Origin of the sequence: Microbacterium ginsengisoli (genome assembly GCF_000956535.1) — a bacterium.
In the GTDB taxonomy this organism is placed as follows: domain Bacteria; phylum Actinomycetota; class Actinomycetes; order Actinomycetales; family Microbacteriaceae; genus Microbacterium; species Microbacterium ginsengisoli.
On the sequence record NZ_JYIY01000073.1, the window covers coordinates 46,003 to 70,488 of the forward strand.

23 protein-coding genes and 3 tRNA genes are annotated in these 24,486 nt (G+C 70.8%); 7 read left to right on the plus strand and 19 right to left on the minus strand.

The window, feature by feature from the left end:
• Positions 1–110 precede the first annotated feature (110 nt).
• From RR49_RS07675 to RR49_RS07685, 3 genes are all read right to left on the minus strand, one after another.
• Positions 111–2,636 carry an ATP-dependent Clp protease ATP-binding subunit gene (locus RR49_RS07675; RefSeq protein WP_045247489.1) on the minus strand — a complete coding sequence of 842 codons (2,526 nt, stop codon included), beginning with the start codon at positions 2,634–2,636 and terminating at the stop codon, positions 111–113.
• Between the two features lie 100 nt (positions 2,637–2,736).
• On the minus strand, positions 2,737–4,203 hold the full coding sequence (cls, locus tag RR49_RS07680) for a cardiolipin synthase (RefSeq protein ID WP_045247490.1): 1,467 nt from the start codon (positions 4,201–4,203) through the stop codon (positions 2,737–2,739).
• Between the two features lie 93 nt (positions 4,204–4,296).
• Complete coding sequence (locus RR49_RS07685; RefSeq protein WP_045247491.1) at positions 4,297–4,482, minus strand: hypothetical protein; 186 nt, start codon at positions 4,480–4,482, stop codon at positions 4,297–4,299.
• Between the two features lie 135 nt (positions 4,483–4,617).
• Between RR49_RS07685 and RR49_RS07690 the strand changes: the two genes are divergently transcribed.
• Positions 4,618–5,661 carry a DUF4192 family protein gene (locus RR49_RS07690; protein ID WP_045247492.1) on the plus strand — a complete coding sequence of 348 codons (1,044 nt, stop codon included), beginning with the start codon at positions 4,618–4,620 and terminating at the stop codon, positions 5,659–5,661.
• Here the strand turns inward: RR49_RS07690 and lysS are convergent.
• The 13 genes from lysS to tilS all read right to left on the minus strand — a co-directional run bounded on the left by lysS (position 5,654) and on the right by tilS (position 17,334).
• On the minus strand, positions 5,654–7,177 hold the full coding sequence (gene lysS / locus RR49_RS07695) for a lysine--tRNA ligase (protein ID WP_045247493.1): 1,524 nt from the start codon (positions 7,175–7,177) through the stop codon (positions 5,654–5,656). The two genes, RR49_RS07690 and lysS, sit on opposite strands and share 8 nt — an antisense overlap.
• 32 nt (positions 7,178–7,209) lie before the next feature.
• Positions 7,210–7,881, minus strand: coding sequence for a formylglycine-generating enzyme family protein (locus RR49_RS07700; RefSeq protein WP_045247494.1), 672 nt, complete (start codon positions 7,879–7,881; stop codon positions 7,210–7,212).
• A gap of 3 nt (positions 7,882–7,884) precedes the next feature.
• Entirely contained in the window at positions 7,885–8,634 is a 750-nt protein-coding gene (locus tag RR49_RS07705; protein ID WP_045247495.1) for a DUF2520 domain-containing protein, read from the minus strand.
• Positions 8,631–10,262 carry a PH domain-containing protein gene (locus RR49_RS07710; protein WP_048809078.1) on the minus strand — a complete coding sequence of 544 codons (1,632 nt, stop codon included), beginning with the start codon at positions 10,260–10,262 and terminating at the stop codon, positions 8,631–8,633. Before RR49_RS07710 ends, RR49_RS07705 begins: the two co-directional genes overlap by 4 nt.
• On the minus strand, positions 10,259–10,867 hold the full coding sequence (locus RR49_RS07715; protein WP_045247496.1) for a PH domain-containing protein: 609 nt from the start codon (positions 10,865–10,867) through the stop codon (positions 10,259–10,261). The genes RR49_RS07710 and RR49_RS07715 overlap by 4 nt, the downstream gene beginning before the upstream one ends.
• The gene (locus RR49_RS07720) at positions 10,815–11,306 is read right to left on the minus strand and encodes a DUF3180 domain-containing protein (protein WP_045247497.1); all 492 of its coding nucleotides are present in this window, start codon (positions 11,304–11,306) and stop codon (positions 10,815–10,817) included. Before RR49_RS07720 ends, RR49_RS07715 begins: the two co-directional genes overlap by 53 nt.
• Entirely contained in the window at positions 11,303–11,824 is a 522-nt protein-coding gene (gene folK, locus RR49_RS07725) for a 2-amino-4-hydroxy-6-hydroxymethyldihydropteridine diphosphokinase (RefSeq protein WP_045247498.1), read from the minus strand. Before folK ends, RR49_RS07720 begins: the two co-directional genes overlap by 4 nt.
• The gene (gene folB, locus RR49_RS07730; RefSeq protein WP_045247499.1) at positions 11,821–12,210 is read right to left on the minus strand and encodes a dihydroneopterin aldolase; all 390 of its coding nucleotides are present in this window, start codon (positions 12,208–12,210) and stop codon (positions 11,821–11,823) included. The genes folK and folB overlap by 4 nt, the downstream gene beginning before the upstream one ends.
• Entirely contained in the window at positions 12,207–12,995 is a 789-nt protein-coding gene (gene folP / locus RR49_RS07735; protein WP_245610970.1) for a dihydropteroate synthase, read from the minus strand. The genes folB and folP overlap by 4 nt, the downstream gene beginning before the upstream one ends.
• 14 nt (positions 12,996–13,009) lie before the next feature.
• Positions 13,010–13,597: a GTP cyclohydrolase I gene (folE, locus tag RR49_RS07740; RefSeq protein ID WP_045247501.1), complete on the minus strand. Its 588-nt coding sequence runs from the start codon at positions 13,595–13,597 to the stop codon at positions 13,010–13,012.
• A 9-nt stretch (positions 13,598–13,606) separates the two neighbouring features.
• Positions 13,607–15,619, minus strand: coding sequence for an ATP-dependent zinc metalloprotease FtsH (ftsH, locus tag RR49_RS07745; protein ID WP_045247502.1), 2,013 nt, complete (start codon positions 15,617–15,619; stop codon positions 13,607–13,609).
• 152 nt (positions 15,620–15,771) lie between these two features.
• Positions 15,772–16,323, minus strand: coding sequence for a hypoxanthine phosphoribosyltransferase (gene hpt / locus RR49_RS07750; RefSeq protein ID WP_045247503.1), 552 nt, complete (start codon positions 16,321–16,323; stop codon positions 15,772–15,774).
• A 9-nt stretch (positions 16,324–16,332) separates the two neighbouring features.
• Entirely contained in the window at positions 16,333–17,334 is a 1,002-nt protein-coding gene (tilS, locus tag RR49_RS07755; protein ID WP_045247569.1) for a tRNA lysidine(34) synthetase TilS, read from the minus strand.
• A 134-nt stretch (positions 17,335–17,468) separates the two neighbouring features.
• Between tilS and RR49_RS07760 the strand changes: the two genes are divergently transcribed.
• On the plus strand, positions 17,469–17,960 hold the full coding sequence (locus RR49_RS07760; protein WP_045247504.1) for an inorganic diphosphatase: 492 nt from the start codon (positions 17,469–17,471) through the stop codon (positions 17,958–17,960).
• 65 nt (positions 17,961–18,025) lie between these two features.
• On the opposite strand, the gene RR49_RS07765 is transcribed toward RR49_RS07760, so the two are convergent.
• Complete coding sequence (locus RR49_RS07765; protein ID WP_045247505.1) at positions 18,026–19,387, minus strand: M23 family metallopeptidase; 1,362 nt, start codon at positions 19,385–19,387, stop codon at positions 18,026–18,028.
• 256 nt (positions 19,388–19,643) lie between these two features.
• On the opposite strand from RR49_RS07765, the gene RR49_RS07770 reads away from it, so the two are divergent.
• The 3 genes from RR49_RS07770 to RR49_RS07780 all read left to right on the plus strand — a co-directional run bounded on the left by RR49_RS07770 (position 19,644) and on the right by RR49_RS07780 (position 19,957).
• Positions 19,644–19,716 (plus strand) — tRNA-Glu (locus RR49_RS07770).
• Between the two features lie 29 nt (positions 19,717–19,745).
• Positions 19,746–19,819 (plus strand) — tRNA-Asp (locus tag RR49_RS07775).
• Between the two features lie 65 nt (positions 19,820–19,884).
• A tRNA-Phe gene (locus tag RR49_RS07780) sits at positions 19,885–19,957 on the plus strand.
• A 146-nt stretch (positions 19,958–20,103) separates the two neighbouring features.
• Here RR49_RS07780 and acs read toward each other — a convergent pair.
• On the minus strand, positions 20,104–22,074 hold the full coding sequence (acs, locus tag RR49_RS07785; RefSeq protein ID WP_045247506.1) for an acetate--CoA ligase: 1,971 nt from the start codon (positions 22,072–22,074) through the stop codon (positions 20,104–20,106).
• Positions 22,075–22,076: 2 nt separating this feature from the next.
• A complete protein-coding gene (locus RR49_RS15975) occupies positions 22,077–22,679 on the minus strand; it encodes an acetate uptake transporter (protein ID WP_048809080.1) in 603 nt (200 codons plus the stop codon).
• Between the two features lie 178 nt (positions 22,680–22,857).
• Between RR49_RS15975 and RR49_RS07795 the strand changes: the two genes are divergently transcribed.
• Positions 22,858–23,697 carry a LuxR C-terminal-related transcriptional regulator gene (locus RR49_RS07795; protein ID WP_045247570.1) on the plus strand — a complete coding sequence of 280 codons (840 nt, stop codon included), beginning with the start codon at positions 22,858–22,860 and terminating at the stop codon, positions 23,695–23,697.
• A gap of 26 nt (positions 23,698–23,723) precedes the next feature.
• Complete coding sequence (locus RR49_RS07800; RefSeq protein ID WP_045247508.1) at positions 23,724–24,485, plus strand: SDR family NAD(P)-dependent oxidoreductase; 762 nt, start codon at positions 23,724–23,726, stop codon at positions 24,483–24,485.
• Position 24,486: the final 1 nt, after the last annotated feature.

Consider the following 24,486-nt stretch of genomic DNA (forward strand, 5'->3'; position numbering starts at 1 on the left):
GCACCCATGTGAGGCTCGTCTCGCTCGATGCGAACGGCCGACCACCTCCGGCGCCCCGACACGACGAAGGGGGCGGATGCCGCGGCATCCGCCCCCTTCGTGTCGTTCGGTCAGTCGGCGGTCGCCGCGATCTCCGGCGTCGCCGCGATCTCGCCGGCCGCACCCACACCGACCGCAACCTTCTCACCGCGGGCCTTGTGCTCGAACACGAACTCGCCGTTCGGGGCGTCGACCGTCACGTGATCGCCGGAGACGAGCTCGCCGTGCAGGATCTGCTCGCTGAGGCGGTCCTCGATCTCACGCTGCATCGCACGACGCAGCGGACGGGCGCCCAGCGTCGGGTCGAAGCCGATCTCGATCAGCTTGTCCTTGGCCGCGTCGGTGAGCTCCACCGTCATGTCGCGGTCGAGCAGACGCTCGCCGAGACGCTTGGTGAACAGCCCCACGATCTGGCGCAGCTCGTCCTTGTTGAGCTGCGGGAACACGATGATGTCGTCGACGCGGTTGAGGAACTCGGGCTTGAAGTGCCGCTTGAGCTCCTCGTCGACCTTGCCCTTCATGCGCTCGTAGGTCGTCTGGCTGTTGCCCTCCACCTGGAAGCCCACCGGGCCACCGGCGATCGCCGACGAGCCGAGGTTCGTCGTCATGATGATCACGGTGTTCTTGAAGTCGACCACGCGCCCCTGACCGTCGGTGAGACGACCCTCTTCGAGGATCTGCAGCAGCGAGTTGAAGATGTCGGGGTGCGCCTTCTCGATCTCGTCGAACAGCACCACCGAGAACGGCTTGCGGCGCACCTTCTCGGTGAGCTGGCCGCCCTCCTCGAAGCCGACGAAGCCGGGAGGGGCACCGAACAGCCGCGAGACGGTGTGCTTCTCACCGAACTCGCTCATGTCGAGCGAGATCAGGGCGCCCTCGTCGTCGAACAGGAACTCGGCGAGCGCCTTGGCCAGCTCGGTCTTGCCGACACCGGTGGGTCCGGCGAAGATGAACGATCCCGACGGACGCTTGGGGTCCTTCAGGCCGGCGCGCTGACGACGGATCGTCTTCGCGAGGGCGGCGATCGCCTCCTCCTGGCCGATGACGCGCTGGTGCAGCGCCTTCTCCATGAAGACGAGACGGCTCGACTCCTCCTCGGTCAGCTTGAAGACCGGGATGCCGGTCGCCTGGGCCAGCACCTCGGCGATGAGTCCCTCATCGACGACGGCGGTGGTGGCGACATCGCCGTTCTTCCACTGCTTCTCGAGACGCAGGCGCTCGGCGAGCAGCGACTTCTCCTCGTCGCGGAGGGCCGCGGCGCGCTCGAAGTCCTGGTCTTCGCTGGCCTGCTCCTTGTCCTCACGGACCTTGGCGATCTTGTCGTCGAACTCGCGCAGTTCGGGCGGGCTCGACAGGATCGACAGGCGCAGGCGCGCCCCCGCCTCGTCGATCAGGTCGATCGCCTTGTCGGGCAGGAAGCGGTCGCTGATGTAGCGGTCGGCGAGGTTGGCCGCCGCGACGATCGCGCCGTCGGTGATCTGCACCTTGTGGTGCGCCTCGTAGCGGTCGCGCAGGCCCTTCAGAATGTTGATCGCGTGGGGCAGGCTCGGCTCGGCGACCTGGATCGGCTGGAAGCGGCGCTCGAGCGCGGCATCCTTCTCGAAGTGCTTGCGGTACTCGTCGAGGGTCGTCGCACCGATCGTCTGCAGCTCGCCGCGAGCGAGCAGCGGCTTCAGAATGGATGCCGCGTCGATCGCACCCTCGGCGGCTCCCGCCCCGACCAGCGTGTGGATCTCGTCGATGAAGACGATGATGTCGCCGCGGGTGCGGATCTCCTTGGTGACCTTCTTCAGGCGCTCCTCGAAGTCTCCGCGGTATCGGGACCCGGCGATGAGGGAGCCGAGGTCGAGCGAGTAGACCTGCTTGTCCTTCAGCGTCTCGGGCACGACGCCCTTGACGATCGCCTGGGCGAGGCCCTCGACGACGGCGGTCTTGCCGACGCCGGGCTCACCGATCAGCACGGGGTTGTTCTTGGAGCGGCGCGACAGGATCTGCATGACGCGCTCGATCTCCTTCTCGCGCCCGATGACCGGGTCGAGCTTGTTGTCGCGCGCGGCCTGGGTGAGGTTGCGGCCGAACTGGTCGAGCACGGCCGATCCGCCCTGGGCGGCGGCCTGGGACTCGTTGGCGGCGCCCGAGACGGCCGCGGGCTCCTTGCCCTGGTAGCCGCTGAGCAGCTGGATGACCTGCTGGCGCACCTTGTTCAGGTCGGCGCCGAGCTTGACGAGCACCTGCGCGGCGACACCCTCACCCTCGCGGATCAGGCCGAGGAGGATGTGCTCGGTGCCGATGTAGTTGTGGCCGAGCTGCAGCGCCTCGCGCAGCGACAGCTCGAGCACCTTCTTGGCGCGCGGCGTGAACGGGATGTGCCCCGTCGGCTGCTGCTGACCCTGGCCGATGATGTCCTGCACCTGCTCGCGCACGGCGTCGAGCGAGATGCCGAGCGACTCGAGGGCCTTGGCGGCGACGCCCTCGCCCTCGTGGATGAGGCCCAGCAGGATGTGCTCTGTGCCGATGTAGTTGTGGTTGAGCATCTTCGCCTCTTCCTGGGCGAGCACAACCACACGACGGGCTCGGTCGGTGAATCTCTCGAACATCGTTGACTCCTCCGGCGCACTTCTGGCGCTGTACAACGAGGGTAACGACGGGGCGGATGCCGCGGCCGTTTGTTCGCTCGCGGCGGAGAGTGCCCGGGAGCTACTGCAGCGCCGAGGTGAGGCGCGCGAGGTTGTCGAGCACGGTGGAGCGCAGGGGCTGCCGCATCCATTCCTCGAGGGTGAGCTCACGGCTGAGATCGCGGTACATGTCCTCGACCGCGCGGAGGTCGGTGACGAACTCCTCGCCCCGCACGAGCAGGGAGATCTCGAGGTTCAGACCGAACGAGCGCATGTCCATGTTGCTCGATCCGATGACCGCGACCTCGTCGTCGATCGTGAGCGACTTGGAGTGGAGGATGAAGGGTTTGCGGTACATCCAGATCTGCACGCCCGCGCGCAGCAGCGCCTCGTAATAGCTGCGCTGCGCGTGGTACACCATCGCCTGGTCGCCCTCCTCGGAGACGAAGAGCTCCACGTGCACGCCGCGCTGACAGGCTGTGGTGATGGCCAGCAGCAACGACTCGTCGGGCACGAAGTAGGGGCTGACGATGATGATGCGCTCGCGCGCCGCGAACAGCAGTGCGAGGAACATCTTGAGGTTGTTCTGGAACTCGAACCCCGGCCCCGACGGCACCACCTGGCAGTCGAGGGTGCCGGCGTCGCTGAGGGTGAGCCCGTCGAGCTCGAGGTAGTCGGCGAGCACCTCGTCGGTCTCGGAGTACCAGTCGCTGAGGAACACGGCGTCGATGGATGCCACGGCCGGCCCCTCGACCCGCACCATCAGGTCGACCCAGTGGAGGCCCCGACGGATGTTCTTGCGCAGGTTGTAGGTCGAGTCGGTCACGTTCTGCGATCCCGTGTAGGCGACCCGCCCGTCGACGACGAGGAGCTTGCGGTGGTTGCGCAGGTCGGGCCGCTGGTACTTGCCCTTCAGCGGCTTGACCTCGAGCATCAGATGCCAGATCGCACCCATCTCGGTGAGGCGGCGCAGGGTGCGGCGGTAGTAGGGCTTGCCGCGGTTGGCCCAGTGGTCCAGCAGCACCCGCACGACCACGCCCCGGGAGCGCGCCTCTTCGAGCGCCGCGAAGAAGTTCTCGGTCGAGGCATCCGACTGGAAGATGTAGAACTCGACGTGCACGAACTTCTCGGCCGTGCGGATCTCCGCCGCCATCTCGTCGAGGCTCGTCTGGTAGTCGGAGGTGAGGCGGGCCGCGTTGCCGCCCGAGATCGGCAGGGCGCCGAGGTTGCGGTTGAGCCGCACGACCGCGCGCATCCACTCGGGCGGGTCGGGTCGGGTGCGGCCGAAGTCGAGACCGGTGCTCTGCTCGCGGATGTAGTCGTTGATCGCCTGCTGCTTGCGGCGGCGCTTGCGCGGCAGGCGCGGGTTGCCGATGAGCAGGAACAGCAGCACGCCGACGATCGGGATGAAGTAGATCGCGAGCAGCCACGCCATGGCCGCGGTGGGGCGGCGGTTGCGCGGGACGACGATGATCGCGGTGACGCGCACGGTGAGGTCGACGAGGAACGTCAGCACGACCCACCATGTCGGGTCGAAGATGAACGTCATCAGGCCCTCCCAGTGGCACCAGCGTAGTGGGCGGCGGCGACAGCTCCGCCGTCATGAAGCGGCGGCGAGCCGGCTACCCGGCGGGACGGGAGCTCAGCTGTCGGCGGGGGTGACCGGCGGCAGGCCGCGCTTCGCGCGCTCCTCCGCCTCGATGCGCGCGTAGACCTTGCGCTCGGTGCGGTCCATGCGCACGATCCCCCGCAGGATGACGAAGAAGATGAAGGACACCACGATGGTCGGGCCGATCGACCAGACGATGGCGAGCCAGTAGTTGTCCACGGGGTCATCGTACGCGCGCCGGGTGGGAGAACGCCGCCTCCTCCCGAACCGGGCGGATGCCGCGGCATCCGGCCCGCTCTGCACAATCCGCGCCCGCGGCGCCCGCCCCTCGGCGCACCCCGCGAAGGTCGAGAGATGACCGAGATCGTGCGGGCCGCGGGTGCGGCGCAGTTCCTCTCCTTCGTGCCGCGGCTGGCCGGCATCACGCCCGTGCGGAGCGTGGTCGCGGTGCCGTTCACCGGGCGGCGCACGATGGGTCTGATGCGGCTCGACCTGCCCGGCGCGGGACACGCCGGTGAACGGGCGTTCGCCGCGACCCTCGTCGGACTGCTGTGCCGCATCGAGGGGGCGACGGCCGCGGCGATCGTGATCTACGCGGACGAGGCGACGCGGGACGCGCCGCGCCGCCCGCTCGTGCGGGCGATCGAGCAGCGCATGGAAGCCGCGGGCCTGCCCGTGCACGACGCGCTGTGGGTCGGTGCCCGGCGCTGGGGCCGCTACGGCGACCCGTCTGTCGGCGGAGCGCGCGCCGAGGTGATGACGGGTGCGTACGAGGGCGGCCTCGCCGCCGACGCAGTTCCGCCCGACCTCGAACCGCCATTCGTCGACGCCGTGCGACACGAGCTCGGCCGACCGATGGCCGTTCCAGTTGCGCTGCGCGAGGATGTGCCCGCCTTCTTCGAGCGGATGCTCGCCGACGACGACCAGGATGCCGCGGCCACCGCAGCGCTCGTGTGGGCGCTGGATCGTCCGGCGCTGCGAGACGTGGGCCTGCTGACCTGGTGCGACGGCGTCGACCGCGGCGACCAGGCCGTGCGCGCGCAGCTCGACTGGGAGGCGGACGTGGCCTATCCGATGTCGCTCGCCCGGCGCATGTGGGGTGAGGGACCGCGCCCCGATCCGCCGCGGCTGCTGCGGGCGCTGGCGGTGGCCCGCCGGGCGGCGGCCGCCGCGCCGCCCGCGCACCGCGCCGGCGCGCTCGCGACCTGCGCGTGGCTGTCGTGGGCGCTCGGGCGCTCGAGCCACGCCGACGGCTACGTGCGCGCGGCGCGGGAGCACGAGGCATCCCACGGACTCGCCGACATCGTCGGACGCTTCGTGGCCGCCGGGCACCTGCCCGACTGGGCGTTCCGCGGGCGCGCCGAACGCGCCCTCGCGGCCCAGGAGCCGGTTACTTGACGAGTGGGAAGAGGATCGTCTCGCGGATGCCGAGACCGGTGATCGCCATCAGCAGACGGTCGATGCCCATGCCCATGCCGCCCATCGGGGGCATGCCGTGCTCCATCGCCCGCAGGAACTCCTCGTCGATGCGCATCGCCTCATCGTCGCCGCGGGCGGCGAGCTTCGCCTGCTCGACGAACCGCTCCCGCTGGATGACCGGGTCGATGAGCTCGGAGTATCCCGTCGCGAGCTCGAAGCCGCGCACGTACAGATCCCACTTCTCGACGACCCCGGCGATCGACCGGTGCTCGCGCACGAGGGGGCTGGTGTCGAGCGGGAAGTCCATCACGAAGGTCGGCCGGGTGAGCCCGCCCTTCACGAAGTGCTCCCACAGCTCCTCGACCCATTTGCCGTGCGTCTCGTGCGCGGGAGCGTCGACACCGGTGGCGGCACCGATCGCGCGCAGGTCGTCGAGCGACGTCGCGGGGGTGACCTCGCGACCCGCGGCGGCCGACAGCGAGTCGTACATCGAGATGCGGTCCCACTCGCCGCCGAGGTCGTAGACGGTGCCGTCGGCCCAGGTGACCGTGGTGGAGCCCGCCACGGCGACGGCCGCGTTCTGGATGAGCTCCTGGGTGAGGTCGGCGATGCCGTTGTAGTCGGTGTAGGACTGGTAGGCCTCGAGCATCGCAAACTCGGGGCTGTGGGTCGAGTCGGCGCCCTCGTTGCGGAAGTTGCGGTTGATCTCGAACACCCGGTCGAGCCCGCCGACGACGGCGCGCTTGAGGAAGAGCTCGGGCGCGATGCGCAGGTAGAGCTCGGTGTCGAACGCGTTCGAGTGCGTCACGAACGGGCGGGCGCTCGCGCCGCCGTGCTGCACCTGCAGCATCGGGGTCTCGACCTCGATGAACTCGTGCGCCGAGAAGGTCTGCCGCAGGCTGGCATTCACTGTCGAGCGGGCGCGCACGGTGTGGCGGGCCTGGTCGCGCACGATGAGGTCGAGGAAGCGCGACCGCACGCGGGTCTCCTCGCTCAGCTCGGAGTGCAGGTTCGGCAGCGGCAGCAGCGCCTTCGCGGCGATTGCCCAGTCGGTGACCATGATCGACAGTTCACCGCGGCGGCTGGAGATGACCTCGCCCGAGACGAAGACGTGATCGCCGAGATCGACGAGCTCCTTCCAGCGCTGCAGCGCATCCTCGCCGACCGAGGCCAGCGACACCATCGCCTGGATGCGGCTGCCGTCGCCCGACTGCAGCGACGCGAAGCAGAGCTTGCCGGTGTTGCGGCTGAAGACCACGCGGCCCGCGACACCCGCGACCACGCCCGTCTGCGTGTCGGGCTCGAGCTCGCCGAACCGGGCGCGCAGCGCGGGGATGGTGTCGGTCACCGGAACCGTGACGGGATAGGCGCCGCCCGCGGCATCCGCTCGTTCGGCGATGAGCCGCTCACGCTTGGCGAGACGCACCGCTTTCTGCTCGAAGACATCGTCGTCGAACTCATCGGCGGGCGCGGGCTGAGCGTGCTGCTCGGTCATGACGGGGGCTCCTCGGAAAGTCGCCGCCAAGTCTATCGGCGGCGGCCGCGCCCCTCGGGGGCGGGCCCCGGGCCCCGAGCCGCGCGGAACCCGACATCATCGAATGCCGCGCTCGCGCGGGCGCCGCGACGCACGTCCGCGCGCACGTTCAGCGGCCCGTCGGTGAACCCGCCACCGCGGAACACGCGCCCCGCGCCCGGGTCCTCCGGGTCGAACGGATCCCAGCACCACTCCCACACGTTGCCGAGGGTGTCGAACAGCCCGTGGAGATTCGGATGCCTCCCGCCGACGTCCGCGGGGGCGCGCAAGCCGTCGGCGGCGGTGTACGCGACCTCGGCGAGCGGGCCGTACTGCGCCGCCGGAGACCCCGCGCGGCACGCGTACTCCCACTCGGTCTCGGTCGGAAGCCGGTAGCCGTCGGCGGTGCCGTCCCACCGCACCTCGTCGCCGTCGATCCGGTAGGCGGGGTCGAGCCCCTCCCACTCCGACGCCGCATTGCACCAGCGCACCGCCCGCTGCCAGCTCACCTCGACCGCGGGCCGGCGCGGATGCCGGGAAAGAACCCCGAGAAGCTCGGCGAGCTCCTCCTCGGTGACGGCGAACACCCCGATCTCGAACGGGGCCACCTCGACCGTCTCGCGGGCATGGCCCACCCGGCGTATCAGGGTGCCACCCTCGATCGCGGCGAGCTCGATGTCGCGCACGGGTCAGTCGCGATCGGCGTCGACCGGGGCGTCGTTGTGCTCGTCACCGGCGTCGCCTCGCACCTCGAGGGTCGGGGTGCGGTCGATCAGCGCCTGGTCGATGGTCGAGCGGACGAGTGCCGACAGGTATCGACCCGGGCTCTCGACGCCGACGGCGCTGAGCAGCCCGGTCGCCTGCCGCACGATCGAATCGGAGAACGCGGTCGCGGTGGCGATGGCCTCCGCGTAGGCGGGCCGGTCGGCCTCCGCGACGACCACGGGTTCGCAGCCGATCTCGACGGCGAGCGCCTGGGCGATCGGCAGCACGGCCGCCGGCGCCGTCACCGCCGCGTACGCGGCCGCGAGCTGCTTCAGGTCTATCGAGGTGCCGCTGAACGAGATCGCCGGGTGCACAGCCAGCGGGATCGCCCCCGACCGCGCCGCGGGAGTGAGCACCTCGATGCCGTAGGCGGGGTCCGTGTGCAGCACGAGCTGGCCGGGCTGCCAGGCGCCGACCTCGGCGAGTCCCGCGACGAGGCCGGGCAGCTCCTCGCGCGGCACCGCGATCACCACGAGCTCGGCGCGGCGCACCACGTCCTGCGTCTCAAGCACGGGAACCCCGGGCAGCACCGCGTCGACCCGATCGGGGTCGGAGCCCGCCGTGATGCCGATCACCGCGTGACCCGCCCCACCGAGCGCCGCACCGATCACGGGGCCGACCCGGCCCGCGCCGATGATCCCGACGCCCAGGCGTCCGTCCCGTGCCGTGCTCATGCGTGCGACTCCTCCCGCTCTGTCGCGGCCGCCACCGTATCAGGTGCCGCCGCGCGGGCGGCGACGTCACCGGCGAGGGATGCCGCGGCATCCGCGTCGATCGCGCCGAGCCGCGTGCGCACGTGCCCGCGCACCGTCACCACCCGCACCCGCGCGACACCGAACGCGCGGTCGATCGGCCCCTGTGCGAGCTCGACCCCCTGCGCACGACCGAGCGGGAACAGCGCCGCCGAGCGGGCGAGGAAACCGCGGCGGAAGGTCACCACGCGGGAACCGAGCGCGAACCCGTTGCGCCGCCACGCGAGGGGGCGCAACAGTCGGGCGCGCCGAGGGGTCGTCGTGAAGCCGCCGGCGGCGCGGGCGTGCGCGGCATCCGTCATCGTGTCGAGCTCGTGCGCGCTCAGCCACGGCAGCAGCAGGGCGACCACGCGCTTCGCATCGTCGAGGGTGCCCACCGGCATCACCCGCGCGAACGCCTCGGCGCGCTGCTCGCCGTGGCGGGTGCCCGAGATGCGGGTGACGGTGACCGTCCACCAGCCCGTTCCGCGCCACAGCACCGACTGCGAGATCGCGACCGCGTGCACGCGCCCCGGTGGAATCGTCTCGGTCACGGTGGTCAGGACGCCGTACGTCACCCGCACGCCGTGGGGCGTCGGCACGATCGCGTAGCGCAGCGCCCGCACCACGTGCCGCACGGCATATCCGCCGTAGCCGAGGATGAACGGCAGCGCGAGGAACAGCCCCGGCGGGAACCACAGCGCGCCCGCCACGATCACCGCTGTCGACCCGATCAGCCACCACACCGTGTCGTCGCTGAGCACCTGCGCCCCGATGAGGCGCAGCGGTGTGACGTGCACGACCGACTCGCCGCGGTCGGGCGCGGGCTCCGCCCCGAAGACCAGACCCGTCAGACCGTCGCCCACTGCCGCGCGCGCCGAGGCCAGGCGGCCGGCGTGCGGGCCGGAGCCCGCAGCATCCGTCTCGGCCCGCACGCCCGAGGCGAGGCGCAGGATGTCGCGGCGCACCGCCTCGGCCGACCGCGTCGACAGGTACGACAGCTCCACGTTGGAGTCGAGGCCGGCGCCCATCACCTCGAGCTTCGCCATGCCGACCAGGCGCGCGACGAGCGGGCGGGTGAGGTTCACGCCCTGCACGCGGTCGAGCGGGGCACGGCGGTGCGAGCGGAACAGCACGCCCCGGCGCACCTCGACGTCGGCGGCCGTGACCCGGAACGTGTGGAAACGCCACGACAGCGCGAACAGCCCGACGAGCAGCAGCGCGACGACGATCGCGCCGAGCAGCACGAGGAAGACCAGATTGTGGGCGAACACGTAGTCGACGGGATCCCGCGGGTCGTCGGCCGGCGGATGCGGCCCCGGCGCGAACATCGGCACCACGAACGCGAGCAGGCGCTCGCGCAGGTTCGCGATGAGCACGCCCGCGACAACCACGACGACCAGCCCGCCGCGGAAGACGGGCGTCAGCGGGTGCAGCCGGTGCCACGCGCCATCCGTGAGCACCGATCCCGAGAGCGCTGCCGCCGGGTCGGGTCGCGGGTCGCCGTGAGCGCCGGCGGACACCCCCTCGACCGCACCGCCCTGGTCGCCCGCCTCGACGGGATCGCTCACAGCGGTGTCCGGCGCTGCTCGGCGAGCTCGATCAGCGCGTCGCGCAGCAGCTCGGCGGCCTCCTGCCGCAGCCCCGGCAGCACGACGCTGCCGGTCGAGGCGGCGCTGACGAGCTTCACCTGCGCGATGCTGAACGCCCGGTCGAGCGGACCGTGGGCGATGTCGACGAGCTGCAGCCGCCCGTAGGGCACAGCGAGCTCGCGCTGCAGCAGGATGCCCCGCCGCACGACGATGTCATCGGCGCGCAGGCGGTAGCCCCACGACCGCAGGCGTCGCGGCAGGATCGCCGCCCACACGACCAGCACGACGACGAGCACACCGCCCACGGGATACGGCCACCACGCGCCCGTCCAGATGCCGAGAACAACGGATGCCCCCACCACCGCAACGGTCCACAGCGCGAGCTCGATCAGCTCGGTCCTGAGGTAGGGCCGCGCAAGCCGATGCCACGGTGCGGGATCCGCGGCATCCGTGCCTGTCAGCCAGCCGCGGCGCGGCGCACCGACCGGCGCGAAAGTGCCCCTATCGAGCACCTCGGCGTCGAGGCCCGGCTCAATGACGGTGCGGCTCGATCGCGGGAGCGCCGGGTCCGGAGTCGTCGTCATCGTCGTCCTTCCGCAGGGTGCACAGGTGTTCGGCGACGAGGGCGGTGACCACCAGCGCGACGCCCGCCGCCGCGGTGAGGATGATCGGCAGCAGCGCGCCGGAGTCGGGGGTGGCCGGGCGGGTCGACACGAACAGCAGCAGTCCGAGCGCGAACCCGGCGACGACCGCACCGACGAGTGAGGAGGCCTTCGCGAGCACCGCTATGCGCACCGCCCGGAACGGGTCGATGTCGACCTTGACCGTCGCGCGGGTGGCCCGGCGGATCGGCAGTGCCAGCAGGATCTCGGCGAGGCCGAGCAGCACCAGCAGGATCGGCAGTCCGATGGCGGGCGTGAAGGTGGCGCGCCCACCCGCGGTCAGCAGCTGGTCGACGAGGAACCCGGCACCGAGGCCCAGCACGGCCGCGGTGAACAGGGCGAGGGGGCTCGTGCGCTTCACGCGGGGCCCCCGTCGTCGAGCGCGGCGAGCAGCGCGTCGACGCGACCGCGACCGGGCAGCACCGCGTCGGGGTCGACGGCCAGCCACGGGCGCAGCACGAAGTCGCGCTCGGCGGCGCGCGGGTGAGGCAGCAGCAACGTCGGGTCGTCGGAGTGCACGTCGTCGTACGCGATCAGGTCGAGATCGAGCGTGCGGTCCCCCCATCGCTCGCGACGCACCCGCCCGTGCCGCGCCTCGATCTCGTGGAGGGCGGCGAGCAGCTCGGCGGGTCGGAGGGTCGTGGTGACGAGTGCGACCGTGTTGAGATACGGCGGGGCCGAGGCATCCGGCCCGTGCAGGGTGAGCGCGACGGTCTCGAGCACGGGAGCGACCTCGAGCGCGCTCGTGCCCGGCAGCGTGCGCAGGTCGGCGACGGCGGCCTCGATCGTGGTGCCGCGGTCGCCGAGGTTCGACCCCAGGGCGACGACGGCGGTGACGGATGCCTCGTCGCCGACGCCCTGCGCGAGCCGCCGGTTCACAGCGCTCCCTCGATGCGCACGCGGGTGACGCTGACGGTCACGTCGTCGAACGGCACCGGGATGGGCGCCTGCGGCTTGTGCACGGTGATGCGCACCATGTGCACCGGCCACCCCTCGAGCACGGCGGTCGCGATGCGCTCGGCGAGGGTCTCGATGAGGTTGACCGGGTCGCCGCCGATGATCTCGGCGATGCGCACCGCCACCTCGCCGTAGTGCACCGTGTCGGTGACGTCGTCGGTGACCGCGGCGCGCTGCACGACCGCACCGTCGAGGTAGAGCGCCGCGTCGACGACGAACTCCTGCCCTTCGGCGCGCTCATGGGCGAACACCCCGTGGCGTCCGAATGCGCGGATGCCGGTGATCGCGATCTCGTCGAGCGGGTTCATGCCTTCCCTTCCTGCCAGGCGCGGGCGATGGTGAGCGCGTCGCGGGTGGCGACGACGTCGTGCACGCGCACCGCCCAGGCTCCGGCGTCGGCGGCGAGCACGCTGGTGACCGCGGTGGCGAGGTCGCGGCGGGCCTCGGATGCCTCGCCCCCGAGCGCTGCGGCGAGGAACCCCTTGCGGCTCGCGCCGACCAGGAGCCGCGGGCCGAGCCCGACGAGCTGCGGCAGCGCGCGCAGCACCCGCCAGTTCTGGTCGCCGCGCTTGGCGAAGCCGAGCCCCGGATCGAGGATGACACGGGCCGGGTTGATGCCCGCCGCGGCCGCCGCCTCGACCCGTCCGACGAGCTCTGCGGCGACCTCGCGTTCGATGTCGTCGTATTGGGCCTCCGCGTACATGTCGTCGGAGTGGCCGCGCCAGTGCCCGAGCGCCACGTCGGCACCGGTGGCGGCGACGGCCGCGAGCAGATCGGGGTCGGCGAGACCGCCCGACACGTCGTTGACGATGCGCGCACCGGCGGCGACGGCCGCGACCGCGGTCGAGGCGTTCATGGTGTCGATGCTCACGACGGCTCCTGCGGCGGCGAGCGCGTGCACGACCGGCAGCACCCGCTCCTGCTCGATCTCGGGGGTGACGCGCACGGCACCGGGCCGTGTCGACTCGCCGCCGATGTCGAGGATGTCGGCGCCGAGCTCGCGCAGCCTCAGCCCGTGGGCGACGGCGAGGTCGGGGTCGAGGTAGCGACCGCCGTCGCTGAACGAGTCGGGGGTCGCGTTCACGATGCCCATGACGAGGCATCCCATCAGCGGTTCGCTCCGATCAGGGCGATGAGCTCGGCGCGGGCGGCGGGCTCAGCGAGCTCTCCGCGTGCGGCGATCGTGACGGTGGACGCGTCGGGCTGCCGTTCGCCGCGGGAGGTGACGCAGCCGTGCACCGCGTCGAGCACGACGAGCACCCCACGGGCGTCGAGCCCGTCGGCGATGGTGTCGGCGATCTGCTCGCCGAGGCGCTCCTGCACCTGCGGGCGGGCCGACAGCACCTCGACCACGCGCGGGAGAGCACCGAGGCCCACGACCTTCTCGCCGGGGAGGTAGGCCAGGTGCGCCCGGCCGCGGAACGGCAGCAGGTGGTGCTCGCAGACCGAACGGAAGTCGATGTCGCGCAGCATGACGGCGCCGCTCGGCAGCGTGTCGGGCGCGGGGCCACGGCTGATCGAGATGGTGCGGTAGAGAGCTGCCGCGGGATCGGCGTCGACCCCGGCGAAGAACTCGCCGTAGGCGTCGGCCACCCGTTCAGGCGTCTGCCGGAGTCCGGGTCGGTCGGGGTTCTCGCCGATCGCCTCGAGGAGCTCCCTCACGAGCGCGGCGACACGTGCACGGTCGACGGCCATGCGCCGAGCCTACGCGGTCGCGGGGCGGGCCTGTCCGGTCGGACGCTGGCGCGGAGCCTTCTTCGCTGCAGCCCCCTCGTCGGCGGCCTCGGTCTGGGCGGCGACGCCCTCCTGCTCGCGACGGCGCGGCACGTCGACCGGCGGCAGCGCCGAGACCGGGCGCTTCGTGCTCGAGAGCCACTGGGGGCGCTCGGGCAGCTTGCGCACGTCCTTGAAGATCTCGGCGAGCTCGAGGTGGTCGAGCGTCTCCTTCTCGAGGAGCGCGAGGGCGAGCTTGTCGAGCACGTCGCGGTTGTCGTTGATCACCTGGTAGGCCTCGTTGTGGGCCTGCTCGATGAGGTCGCGCACCTGTACGTCGACGCGCTCGGCGAGCTCGTCGGAGTAGTCGCGGCCGTGACCCATGTCGCGCCCGAGGAACATCTCACCCGAGCTCGAGCCGAGCTTCACGGGGCCGACGTCGGTGGTCATGCCGTATTCGGTGACCATCTTGCGGGCGATGCCGGTGGCCTTCTCGATGTCGTTCGAGGCGCCCGTGGTCGGGTCGTGGAACACGATCTCCTCGGCCACACGACCGCCCATCGCGTAGGTGAGCTGGTCCTGCAGCTCGTTGCGGGTGATCGAGTACTTGTCGTCGAGCGGCAGCACCATCGTGTAGCCGAGCGCCTTGCCGCGCGGGAGGATCGTGACCTTCGTGACGGGGTCGGTGTGGTTCATCGCCGCCGCGGCGAGGGCGTGGCCGCCCTCGTGGTACGCGGTGATGAGCTTCTCCTTGTCCTTCATCACGCGCGTGCGGCGCTGAGGTCCGGCGATCACGCGGTCGATGGCCTCATCCAGGGCGCGCATGTCGATGAGCTGCGCGTTCGAGCGGGCCGTCAGCAGCGCCGCCTCATTGAGCACGTTGGCGAGGTCGGCACCGGTGAACCCGGGGGTCTTGCGGGCGATGACCTCGAGGTCGACGCTGTCGGAGAGGGGCTTCCCGCGCCCGTGCACCTCGAGGATCTTCTTGCGGCCCTTCAGGTCGGGGGCGTCGACGCCGATCTGGCGGTCGAAGCGGCCGGGTCGCAGCAGGGCCGGGTCGAGGATGTCGGGACGGTTGGTCGCCGCGATGACGATGACGTTGGCCTTCGGGTCGAAGCCGTCCATCTCGACGAGCATCTGGTTGAGCGTCTGCTCGCGCTCGTCGTGCCCGCCGCCGAGTCCGGCGCCGCGATGGCGTCCGACCGCGTCGATCTCATCGATGAAGATGATGGCGGGCGCGCTCTCCTTGGCCTGGTTGAACAGGTCGCGCACGCGGCTCGCGCCGACGCCGACGAACATCTCGACGAAGTCCGAGCCCGAGATCGAGTAGAACGGCACGCCCGCCTCGCCGGCGACGGCGCGGGCGAGCAGGGTCTTGCCGGTTCCGGGAGGGCCGTACAGCAGCACGCCCTTCGGGATGCGGGCGCCGAGCGCCTGGAACTTCGTCGGGTCCTTCAGGAAGTCCTTGATCTCCTGCAGCTCCTCGATCGCCTCGTCGGAGCCGGCGACGTCGTCGAAGGTGACCGTCGGGGTCTCCTTGGTGACGAGCTTCGCTCGCGACTTGCCGAACTGCATGATCTTGCTGCCGCCGCCCTGCGACATCGACAGCAGCAGCCAGAACACGAGACCGAGGAGGATGACCGGCACGGCGAGGGAGAGCAGGCTGTCGACCCAGGTGGTGCGCGGCACGACGTCGTTGTAGCCGCCCGAGGGGTTGGCCGCGTCGATCGCGTTGACCACGTCGGTCGCGCGGGCGTTCACGTAGTAGAACTGCACGTCGCTCGAGCCGTTGTAGGGGGTCGAGAGGGTGAGGTCGACGCGCTGGTCGCCGTCGGTGTTGACCACCTTGCTGACTGTTCCGCCCTTGAGGAGGTTGAGACCCTCCTGCGTCGAGATCTGCTTGGCTCCGCCGAGGCTCGAGATGAGGGAGAACCCGATGATGAGCAGCAGACCGATCAGCAGCACGTAGATGATCGGATTGCGGGTGATCTTCTTGAAGTCCATGATTCGAGCCTGCGCCCGAGCGCCTTTCGTCGACGTTCCGCCTCGTGAACGGTTCCCTCAGGTTAGCGCTCGCCCACTATGGCGGGTCTGTGCATTCGCCCACGGCGAACTGGGCGAATCCGGATGCCGCGGCCCGGCCGCCCGGCGACGCGTCAGGCGTAGACGTGGGGGGCGAGAACCGCGACGTCACGCAGGTTTCGGTACTTCTCGGCGTAGTCGAGTCCGTAGCCGACGACGAACTCGTTCGGGATCTCGAAGCCGACGTAGCGGCAGTCGACGTGCACCTTCGCGGCATCCGGCTTGCGGAACAGGGCGAAGACCTCGACGGATGCGGCGCCGCGGGCGGCGAAGTTCTCGAGCAGCCAGCTGAGGGTGAGGCCGGAGTCGATGATGTCCTCGACGATCAGCACGTGCTTGTCGTGGATGTCGGTGTCGAGGTCTTTGCGGATCTGCACGACGCCGCTCGACTTGGTGCCGGCGCCGTATGAGGAGACGGCCATCCAGTCCATGGGCACGAGCATCGGCAGCGCCCGGGCGAAGTCGGCCATCACCATGACGGCGCCCTTGAGCACGCCGACGAGCACGAGCTCCTTGCCGTCGTAGTCGACCGCCACCTGAGCGGCGATCTCGTCGAGCTTCGCGCGGATCTCCTCCTCAGTCGCGAGAACGGTCTCGAGGTCGGAGGCGAGGTCGACGGCGCGCATGGGTCGAGTCTAGGAGGGGGGCCCTGCGGCGGTGAACTCGATGCGGGCGCCGACGCGGCGAGCCCGGCAGCCGGGCAGGTCGAGGGGTCCCTGCCCTGCCCAGTCGGTGACGAGGCGGGCGACCTCGAGGGTCTGCGTGCGAGTGAGGCTCTGACCGAACTCGCTCGCCACGACGTGTCGGATGATGCGGTGGCGCAGGGCCGGAGGGTTCGCGGCGAGCGCGCCGACCGAGACGGAGATGCCCGCTTCGGCGTGCTCGACGATGTCCTCGATGGTCTCGTCGATCATCTCGTCGAAGGCGGCCGTGTCCTCGCGCAACTGGTCGGCGGTGCGGGCGAGGGCCTCGGCGACGCCCGGGCCGAGCTCGCGCTCGAGCACCGGCAGCACCAGCTCCCTCACTCGCACCCGTGCGAATGCCGGGTCGGCGTTCTGCGGATCGTGCCAGGGCTCGAGGCCCGCCGCCGCGCACGCGGTGAGAGTGGTCGCGCGGCGCACCGCGAGCAGCGGCCGCACCAGCAGAACCCCGGATGCCTCGTCCCGCCGCACGGCGGCCATGCCGGCGAGGCTCGTGGCGCCCGCTCCGCGGGCGAGGCCCAGCAGCACGGTCTCGGCCTGGTCGTCGAGTGTGTGCCCGAGGAGCACGGCCGCCGCGCCGAGGTCGGCCGCGGCCCCGGTGAGCGCGCGGTAGCGCGCGGAGCGCGCGGCCCCCTCCGGCCCGTCACCCGCTGCGGTCACCTCGACCCGCACGATGCGGGCGGCGAGCCCGAGCGCACGCGCCTGATCGGCGGCGCGGGAGGCGGCGGCATCCGATCCCGGCTGCAGCGCGTGATCGACGATCACCGCGGTCGCGTCGATGCCGAGCTTCGGCGCCTCGAACGCGGTCGCGGCGGCGAGGGCGAGGGAGTCGGGTCCGCCCGAGAGCGCCACGACGACCGACGTCGCCTCCACACCCGAGAGTGCCGTGCGCACCGCGAGGCGCGCCTCGGCGACGGCGGGATCCAGTGCGGGCATGCCTTTACCGTAGGGCGGCGCGAACGCGGCGCGCGAGCGCACCCGACGGCTCGTGACGCCCGCCCCGATGTCGCCGAGGCCGCCGCACTAGGCTGAGGGGCGGCATCCCAGCCCCTGATCTAAGGAGCACGCACATGGGCGCATACGACGCCGTCATCGAGATCCCGCGCGGCAGCCGCGTGAAGTACGAGGTCGACCACGAGACCGGCCGGGTGTTCCTCGACCGCATCCTCTACACGGTGTTCGGCTACCCGGCGAACTACGGGTTCTTCGAGAACACGCTCGGCGAGGACGGCGACCCGCTCGACGTGCTGCTGCTGCTCGACCAGGAGCTCGCACCCGGCGTCGGCGCCAAGGTGCGCCCGGTCGGCGTGCTGAAGATGAGCGACGAGGCCGGCGGCGACGACAAGGTCGTGGCCGTGCTCGCCAAGGATCCCCGCTGGGCGCACATCCAGGACGTCGCCGACATCCCGGAGTACACCCAGAAGGAGATCACCCACTTCTTCGAGCACTACAAGGACCTCGAGCCCGGCAAGTGGGTCAAGGTCGACGAGTGGGCCGACGCGGCCGAGGCCGAGCGTCTCGTCTCCGAGGCGTTCGCGCGCTTCGAGGCCGAAGGGCACTGAGCGCCCTCACCCCGACATGACGAAGGGGGCGGATGCCGCGGCATCCGCCCCCTTCGCTGTGTCGACTAGATGTTGATGCCGCGCTGCGCCATGAGGGGCTGCGGGTTCTTCGGCGAGCCGTTGACGTAGAACTCGAAGTGCAGGTGGCATCCGAACGCGTTGCCGGTCTCGCCGCCGCGCCCGATGACCTGGCCGGCCGAGACCTGCTGGCCGTAGGACACGAGGATGCCGCCGTTCTGCATGTGCGCGTACCCGGTGCCGATGCCGCCGCCGTGGTCGATCTTGACGTAGTTGCCATAGCCGCCGTTGGGGCCGGCGTAGACGACCGTGCCGGCGCTGGCCGCGAAGATCGGGAAGCCGCACGTGCCGTTGGCGATGTCGAGACCGTAGTGGAAGCTGCTGGCGCAGTACGACGGACCGCACTGGGCGTAGCGGGGGCCGTAGGGCGAGGTCATCGGCCCGTTCGCGGGGCGGGCCCACCCGCTCGACGAGGCGCCGCCGCCTCCGCCACCGCCGCCGCCCTGCGCGGCCTCCTGGGCGGCCTTCGCGGCCGCCGCCGCTGCCGCCGCGGCCGCCGCCTCGGCGGCCTTGCGTGCGGCTTCGACCCCGGCCTGGTAGTCGGCGACGGTCTTGGCGGTCTGATCCTGCAGCGCCTGCAGCTGCGCCTGGAGGTCCTGCAGGTGGCTCTGCTGGTTCGCGAGGGCGGCCTGCGCCGCCTGGGCGGCGTTCTGCGCCGCGGTCATCGCGTCATTGGCCTGCTGCTGGAGCTTGTCGCGCTCATCGGCCTGCACCTTGGCCTGGTCACTGAGCGACTGCGCGAGGTTCTGCGCGGTGACCGCGTTCGTGTAGACGTCGTTGTTGCGCTGCAGCAGGCGGTCCATCGTGCCGAGGCGGGCGAGGAGATCGTTGGCCCCCGCGGCGGATCCGGCGAAGAAGATCTGCAGCGACGCGTTGTCGCCACCGGAGCGGTAGAGCTGCGCTGCCAGGCGACCGGCCTGGTTCGCCGCCTCGAGGGCGGCGGCGGACTGCTTGTCGGCCTGATCCTGGATGTCGGCGGCCTTCTGGCTCGCGTCGAAGAACGCCTGCTGCGCGGTGTAGAAGACCTGCGACGCCTGATCAGCGGCCGCCTGCGTCTGCGTGACCTGCGTGTTCAGCTGCGAGATGAGGCCGTTGATCTTCGTGATCTCGGACTGCTTCGCGGCCTCGTTGTTCTTTGCCGCCTGCACGTCGGCCCAGCTGGGGTAGTCGGCCGCGAAGGCGGGAGTCGAGAACCCGGACGCGACCGCACCGACGGCGACGATGCCGAGTGCCCCCGCACCGAAGAGCGCGCGACGGCTCACGTCGGGCCACAGCGCGCGCTGCTCACGCGCGGAGGGCGCGCAATCGCACTCGTCGGTGTGGTCCACCTGAGTGGTGTCGTCGGTCACGAGGCATCCCTTCGGTGCTCGAGTCACATCTGCATCACTAATAACATGCGTCACCTTCACGAAGGAATCAAGCACAGGTTGAAGGTTGACCGCACGCCTTCGTCATTCTGCGTTGCGCTGTGGGAGCCGTCGGGAGCCCACGCGGGGCGGTCGGGAATCGCATGGTCGCTCGGTTTGGTGCAACGGCCTTCATTTGCGTATGCTTGAGCGTCGGCAAGCGTGACCGCCGAATCCCTCGGGATGTCGAGTTTCGCCCGGCCCCATCGTTTAGCGGCCTAGGACGCCGCCCTTTCACGGCGGTAGCACGGGTTCGAATCCCGTTGGGGTCACACTCACCGGCACACAACTCAACAAGCATGGCCCTGTAGCGCAGTTGGTTAGCGTGCCGCCCTGTCACGGCGGAGGTCGCGGGTTCAAGTCCCGTCAGGGTCGCTCCGAGCGACGGGCCCTTTCTTAGCAGAGGGCCCTTCGTCTAGGACGCGGCAGATATGCCGCGCGGCTCTGTAGCTCAGTTGGTAGAGCGCACGACTGAAAATCGTGAGGTCACGGGATCGACGCCCGTCGGAGCCACACGGACCGTCGTTACAACGGTCCCAGAAACCCTCGCCTAGCTTCTACATGGCGGGGGTTTTGCTTTTGGCGCGGGCGGCGTGACCGCACGCGCAAAGGCCGGCCCCGCGGCATCCGCGAAGCCGGCCCCTGCGCGTCAGGCCGGATCAGTCGTCGTGAGCACCTGACTGCATGCCGGTCTTGATCGCGTCCATGACGCCCGAGTCGGCGAGGGTGGTCACATCACCCACCGGCCGGTTCTCGGCGACGTCACGCAGGAGGCGACGCATGATCTTGCCCGAGCGCGTCTTCGGCAGCTCGGCGACGACCATGATCTGACGGGGCTGCGCGATCTTGCCGATCTCCTTGGCCACGTGCTCTCGCAGCTCACGGGTCACGTGGTCACCTCCGTCTCCGGCCTCCTTGCGCAGGATCACGAACGCAGCGACCGCCTGACCGGTCACGGGGTCGTCGACCCCCACCACGGCCGCCTCAGCGACCTTCGGGTTCGACACGAGTGCCGACTCGATCTCGGTCGTCGAGAGGCGGTGCCCCGACACGTTCATCACGTCGTCGACGCGACCCAGCAGCCACAGGTCGCCGTCCTCGTCGCGCTTGGCCCCGTCGCCCGCGAAGTAGCGACCCGGGAACCGCGACCAGTAGGTCTCCTTGAACCGCTCGGGGTCGCCCCAGATCGTGCGCAGCATCGACGGCCACGGCTCGGTCAGCACCAGGTAGCCACCCTGGCCGTTGCCGACGGACTCGCCCTGCTCGTCGACCACGTCGACGCCGATGCCCGGCATCGCGCTCATGGCCGCGCCGGGCTTGCCGGCCGTGATGCCCGGGAGCGGGCTGATCATGATCGAGCCCGTCTCGGTCTGCCACCACGTGTCGATCACGGGCACCCGGTTGCCGCCGATGTGCTCGCGATACCACATGTACGCCTCGGGGTTGATGGGCTCACCCACCGACCCGATGAGCTTCAGGCTCGACAGGTCGTACCCCTCGGGGATCTGGTGACCCCACTTCATGAACGTGCGGATCGCCGTCGGCGCGCAGTACAGCGTCGTGACGCCGTACTTCTGCACGATCTCCCACCAGCGCCCCTGGTGGGGCGTGTCGGGTGTGCCCTCGTAGAGCACCGAGGTCGTCGCATTCGACAGCGGACCGTAGACGATGTAGCTGTGGCCGGTCACCCACCCGATGTCGGCCGCCGTCCAGTAGACGTCGGTCTCGGGCTTGAGGTCGAAGGTCTCCCACTGGGTGAACGAGCACCCGGTGAGGTACCCGCCGCTCGTGTGCAGGATGCCCTTCGGCTTGCCGGTCGTGCCCGAGGTGTACATGACATAGAGCGGATGCTCCGCATCGAACGCCTGCGCATCGTGCGACGTGCTGGCGCGGTCGACGCTCTCATGCCACCACAGGTCGCGACCCTCGGTGACGGCCACGTCCTGTCCGGTGCGGCGCACCATCAGCACGGACCTCACGTCGGGGCATCCGGTCAGCGCCTCATCGACCGCCGGTTTCAACGCCACCGCAGAGCCCTTGCGGTAGCCGCCGTCAGCGGTGATCACTACCCGGGCGTCGCAGTCGAGGATGCGCGTGCGCAGCGCCTCGGCCGAGAAGCCGCCGAACACCACGGTGTGCGGTGCCCCGATGCGGGCGCAGGCCAGCATCGCGATGATCGTCTCGGGGATCATCGGCATGTAGATCGCGACCCGGTCGCCCTCCTGCACGCCGAGCGCGGTGAGCGTGTTCGCCGCCTGGCACACCCGCTCGGTGAGCTCGCGGTAGGTGATGGTGCGGGTGTCGCCCGGCTCGCCCTCGAAGTGATACGCGACCCGGTCGCCGAGGCCGGCCGCCACGTGGCGGTCGAGGCAGTTCACCGCCACGTTCAGCCGGCCCCCGACGAACCACTTCGCGAACGGCGGGTCGCTCCAGTCGAGCACCTGGGTCCAGGGCTCGGCCCAGTCCAGCCGCGCCGCCTTGTCCGCCCAGAAGGCGAGCCGGTCGGCATCCGCCTCCCGGTAGATGTCGGCGGTCACGTTGGCGGCCGCCGCGAACTCGGGGCTCGGCGGGAACCGCCGGTTCTCGTGCGCGAGGTTCTCGATCGCAGAGGCGTGCTCGATGGTCGACACGGTCAGCTCGCCTTCGGGGCGCCGATCGGGAGGACGGTGCGTCCCCAGGTCGAGTTGATGACGGATGCCGCGGAGCCGTACCAGGCGAGCACGGCGGTCACGAGACCGACGACGCCGCCGATGTTGGTCGCGGTCGCACTGCCGCTGAACGCGCCGATCGTGAGGAGCACGAACGTGATCAGCAGGGCGATGAACACCAGCAGCACGATGCGGCTCGCCTTGATGGCGCCGATGGTCATGTAGAAGGTGAAGATCGTCCACGCCAGGAAGAAGACGGCGAGTCCGTCGGCGCCGGCCGCCTTGGCGAGCGCGTCGTTCGTCAGCAGGAACCACACGGCCAGCCAGAACGAGCCGTACGAGGTGAACGCGACGGCGCCGAACGTGTTGCCCTTCACGAACTCCCACATGCCGGCGAGCAGCTGGGCGATGCCGCCGTAGAACAGGGCGAGGGCGAGAGCGCCGGCCCCGGCGTCGGGGATCCACCCCGCGTTGGCGACGCTCAGCACGAACGTCGTGAGGGCGAACGCGGCGAGGCCGAGAGCGCCCGGGTCCGCGACACCGGCGACGAACGTCGGGCGCGAGATGATGTCGGTCTGGTTGCTCACGATGAACACTCCTTTGTGTTGTGGATAGACCCGCAGGACCGGGGCCACGGGGCATCCGTTCACATCGGCGTGAGCGGATACTCATAGCGAAACCCGGGGTTCGGCCCTGCTAGCTTCAACGCTACGAACGCACCGACGCGCTCGACTACCGTCCAAAGGAGGTAGTGATGTGGAGACGATGACGTCGCCGCTCGCCCCCCGCGATGCCCTGCTCGCGACGCTGCGCACCCTGCGCCGCGACACGGGCGCCAGCATCACCTTCGGTGCGTACGCCACCCCCGGCGGCGCCCGTCTCGACGCGTTCGTCGGCGCGCACAGCCACACCCTCGCGGGAGTGCTCATCGAACCCGCCCACGGGGTCGGCGGCAAGGCCATGGTCGACCGGAGGCCGGTCGCGGCGACCCAGTACGAGCGCTCGACGGCGATCACCCACCACTACGACCGCGAGGTCAGCGGCGAGGCGATCGTGTCGCTGCTGGCCGTGCCGGCGATCGTCGGCGACCGGGTGCGGGCCGTGCTCTACGTCGGCGAGCGCGTCGCCACACAGTTCGGCGGCGACATCGTGCGCCGCACCGTGTCGGCCGCGCAGAACCTCGCGTGGGAGTTCACGGTCGCCGCAGAGGTGGAGCGCCGGGTGACCGAGCTGCGGCAGGCGGCAGCGCTCTCGGCCGCCGCCGATGCCCCGTCGCGGGAACGCCAGGAGGTGCGGGAGGCGGCCGCCGAACTGCGAGAGCTCAGCCGCGTCGTGCAGGACCCCGAGCTGCTGGCGCGCATCGACGCGATCGGCCGACTGCTGCTGCCCGCCCCGACCGAGCTCGTCGCCCCGCGACTCTCGCCCCGCGAGGTCGACATGATCACCCAGCTCGCGCTCGGCCGCCGCAACAGCCAGATCGCCGAGGCCCTCGGCCTCACCGAGGCGACGGTGAAGGCCTACGTGTCATCCGCGATGCACAAGCTCGACGCGAGCAGCCGCTTCGAGGCGGTCGCGGCCGCGCGTCGCGCCGGCATCGTCGCGTGAGGATGCCGCGGGCATAGCCTGGCGGTATGAGCACCCTCACCGGAACCGTCGCCCTCGTCACCGGAGCCTCCAGCGGAATCGGGGAGGCCACCGCCCGCACCCTCGCCGCCGACGGCGCCGCCGTGGCCCTCGTCGCCCGCCGCGCCGACCGTCTCGCGTCGCTCGCGAAAGAGATCGCCGCGGCCGGGGGCACGGCCGTCGCGATCGAGGCCGACATCACCGACCGCGATCAGGCCCGCGCCGCGGTGGCCCGCACGGTCGCCGAGCTCGGACGACTCGACATCCTCGTGAACAACGCCGGCGTGATGCTGCTGGGGCCGGTCGAGCACGCGCCGATCGACGAGTGGGACCGCATGATCGACCTCAACCTCACCGCACTGCTGTCGGTGACCGAGGCGGCCCTCCCCCACCTGCTCGCGGCCGCCGAGAGCGAACCGCGCCGGGTCGCCGACCTCGTGAACATCTCGTCGACAGCGGGCCGCCAGGTCAAGCGCGGCTCCGGCGTCTACAACCTCACCAAGCACGGCGTGGGCGCCTTCAGCGAGTCGTTCCGGCAGGAGTTCAGCCGCCGCCACCTGCGGGTCGGCGTCGTCGAGCCGGGTGCCGTCGCGACCGAGCTGCGCGACCACCTGCGTCCCGAGATCCGCGAGGTGCAGCAGCAGCGCCTGTCGGCGATGCAGCCGCTGCAGGCGCAGGATGTCGCGGACGCGATCTCGTACATCGTGACGCGTCCGCGCCACCAGACGATCAACGAGTTGCTGCTGCGCCCGACCGAGCAGGACGACTGAG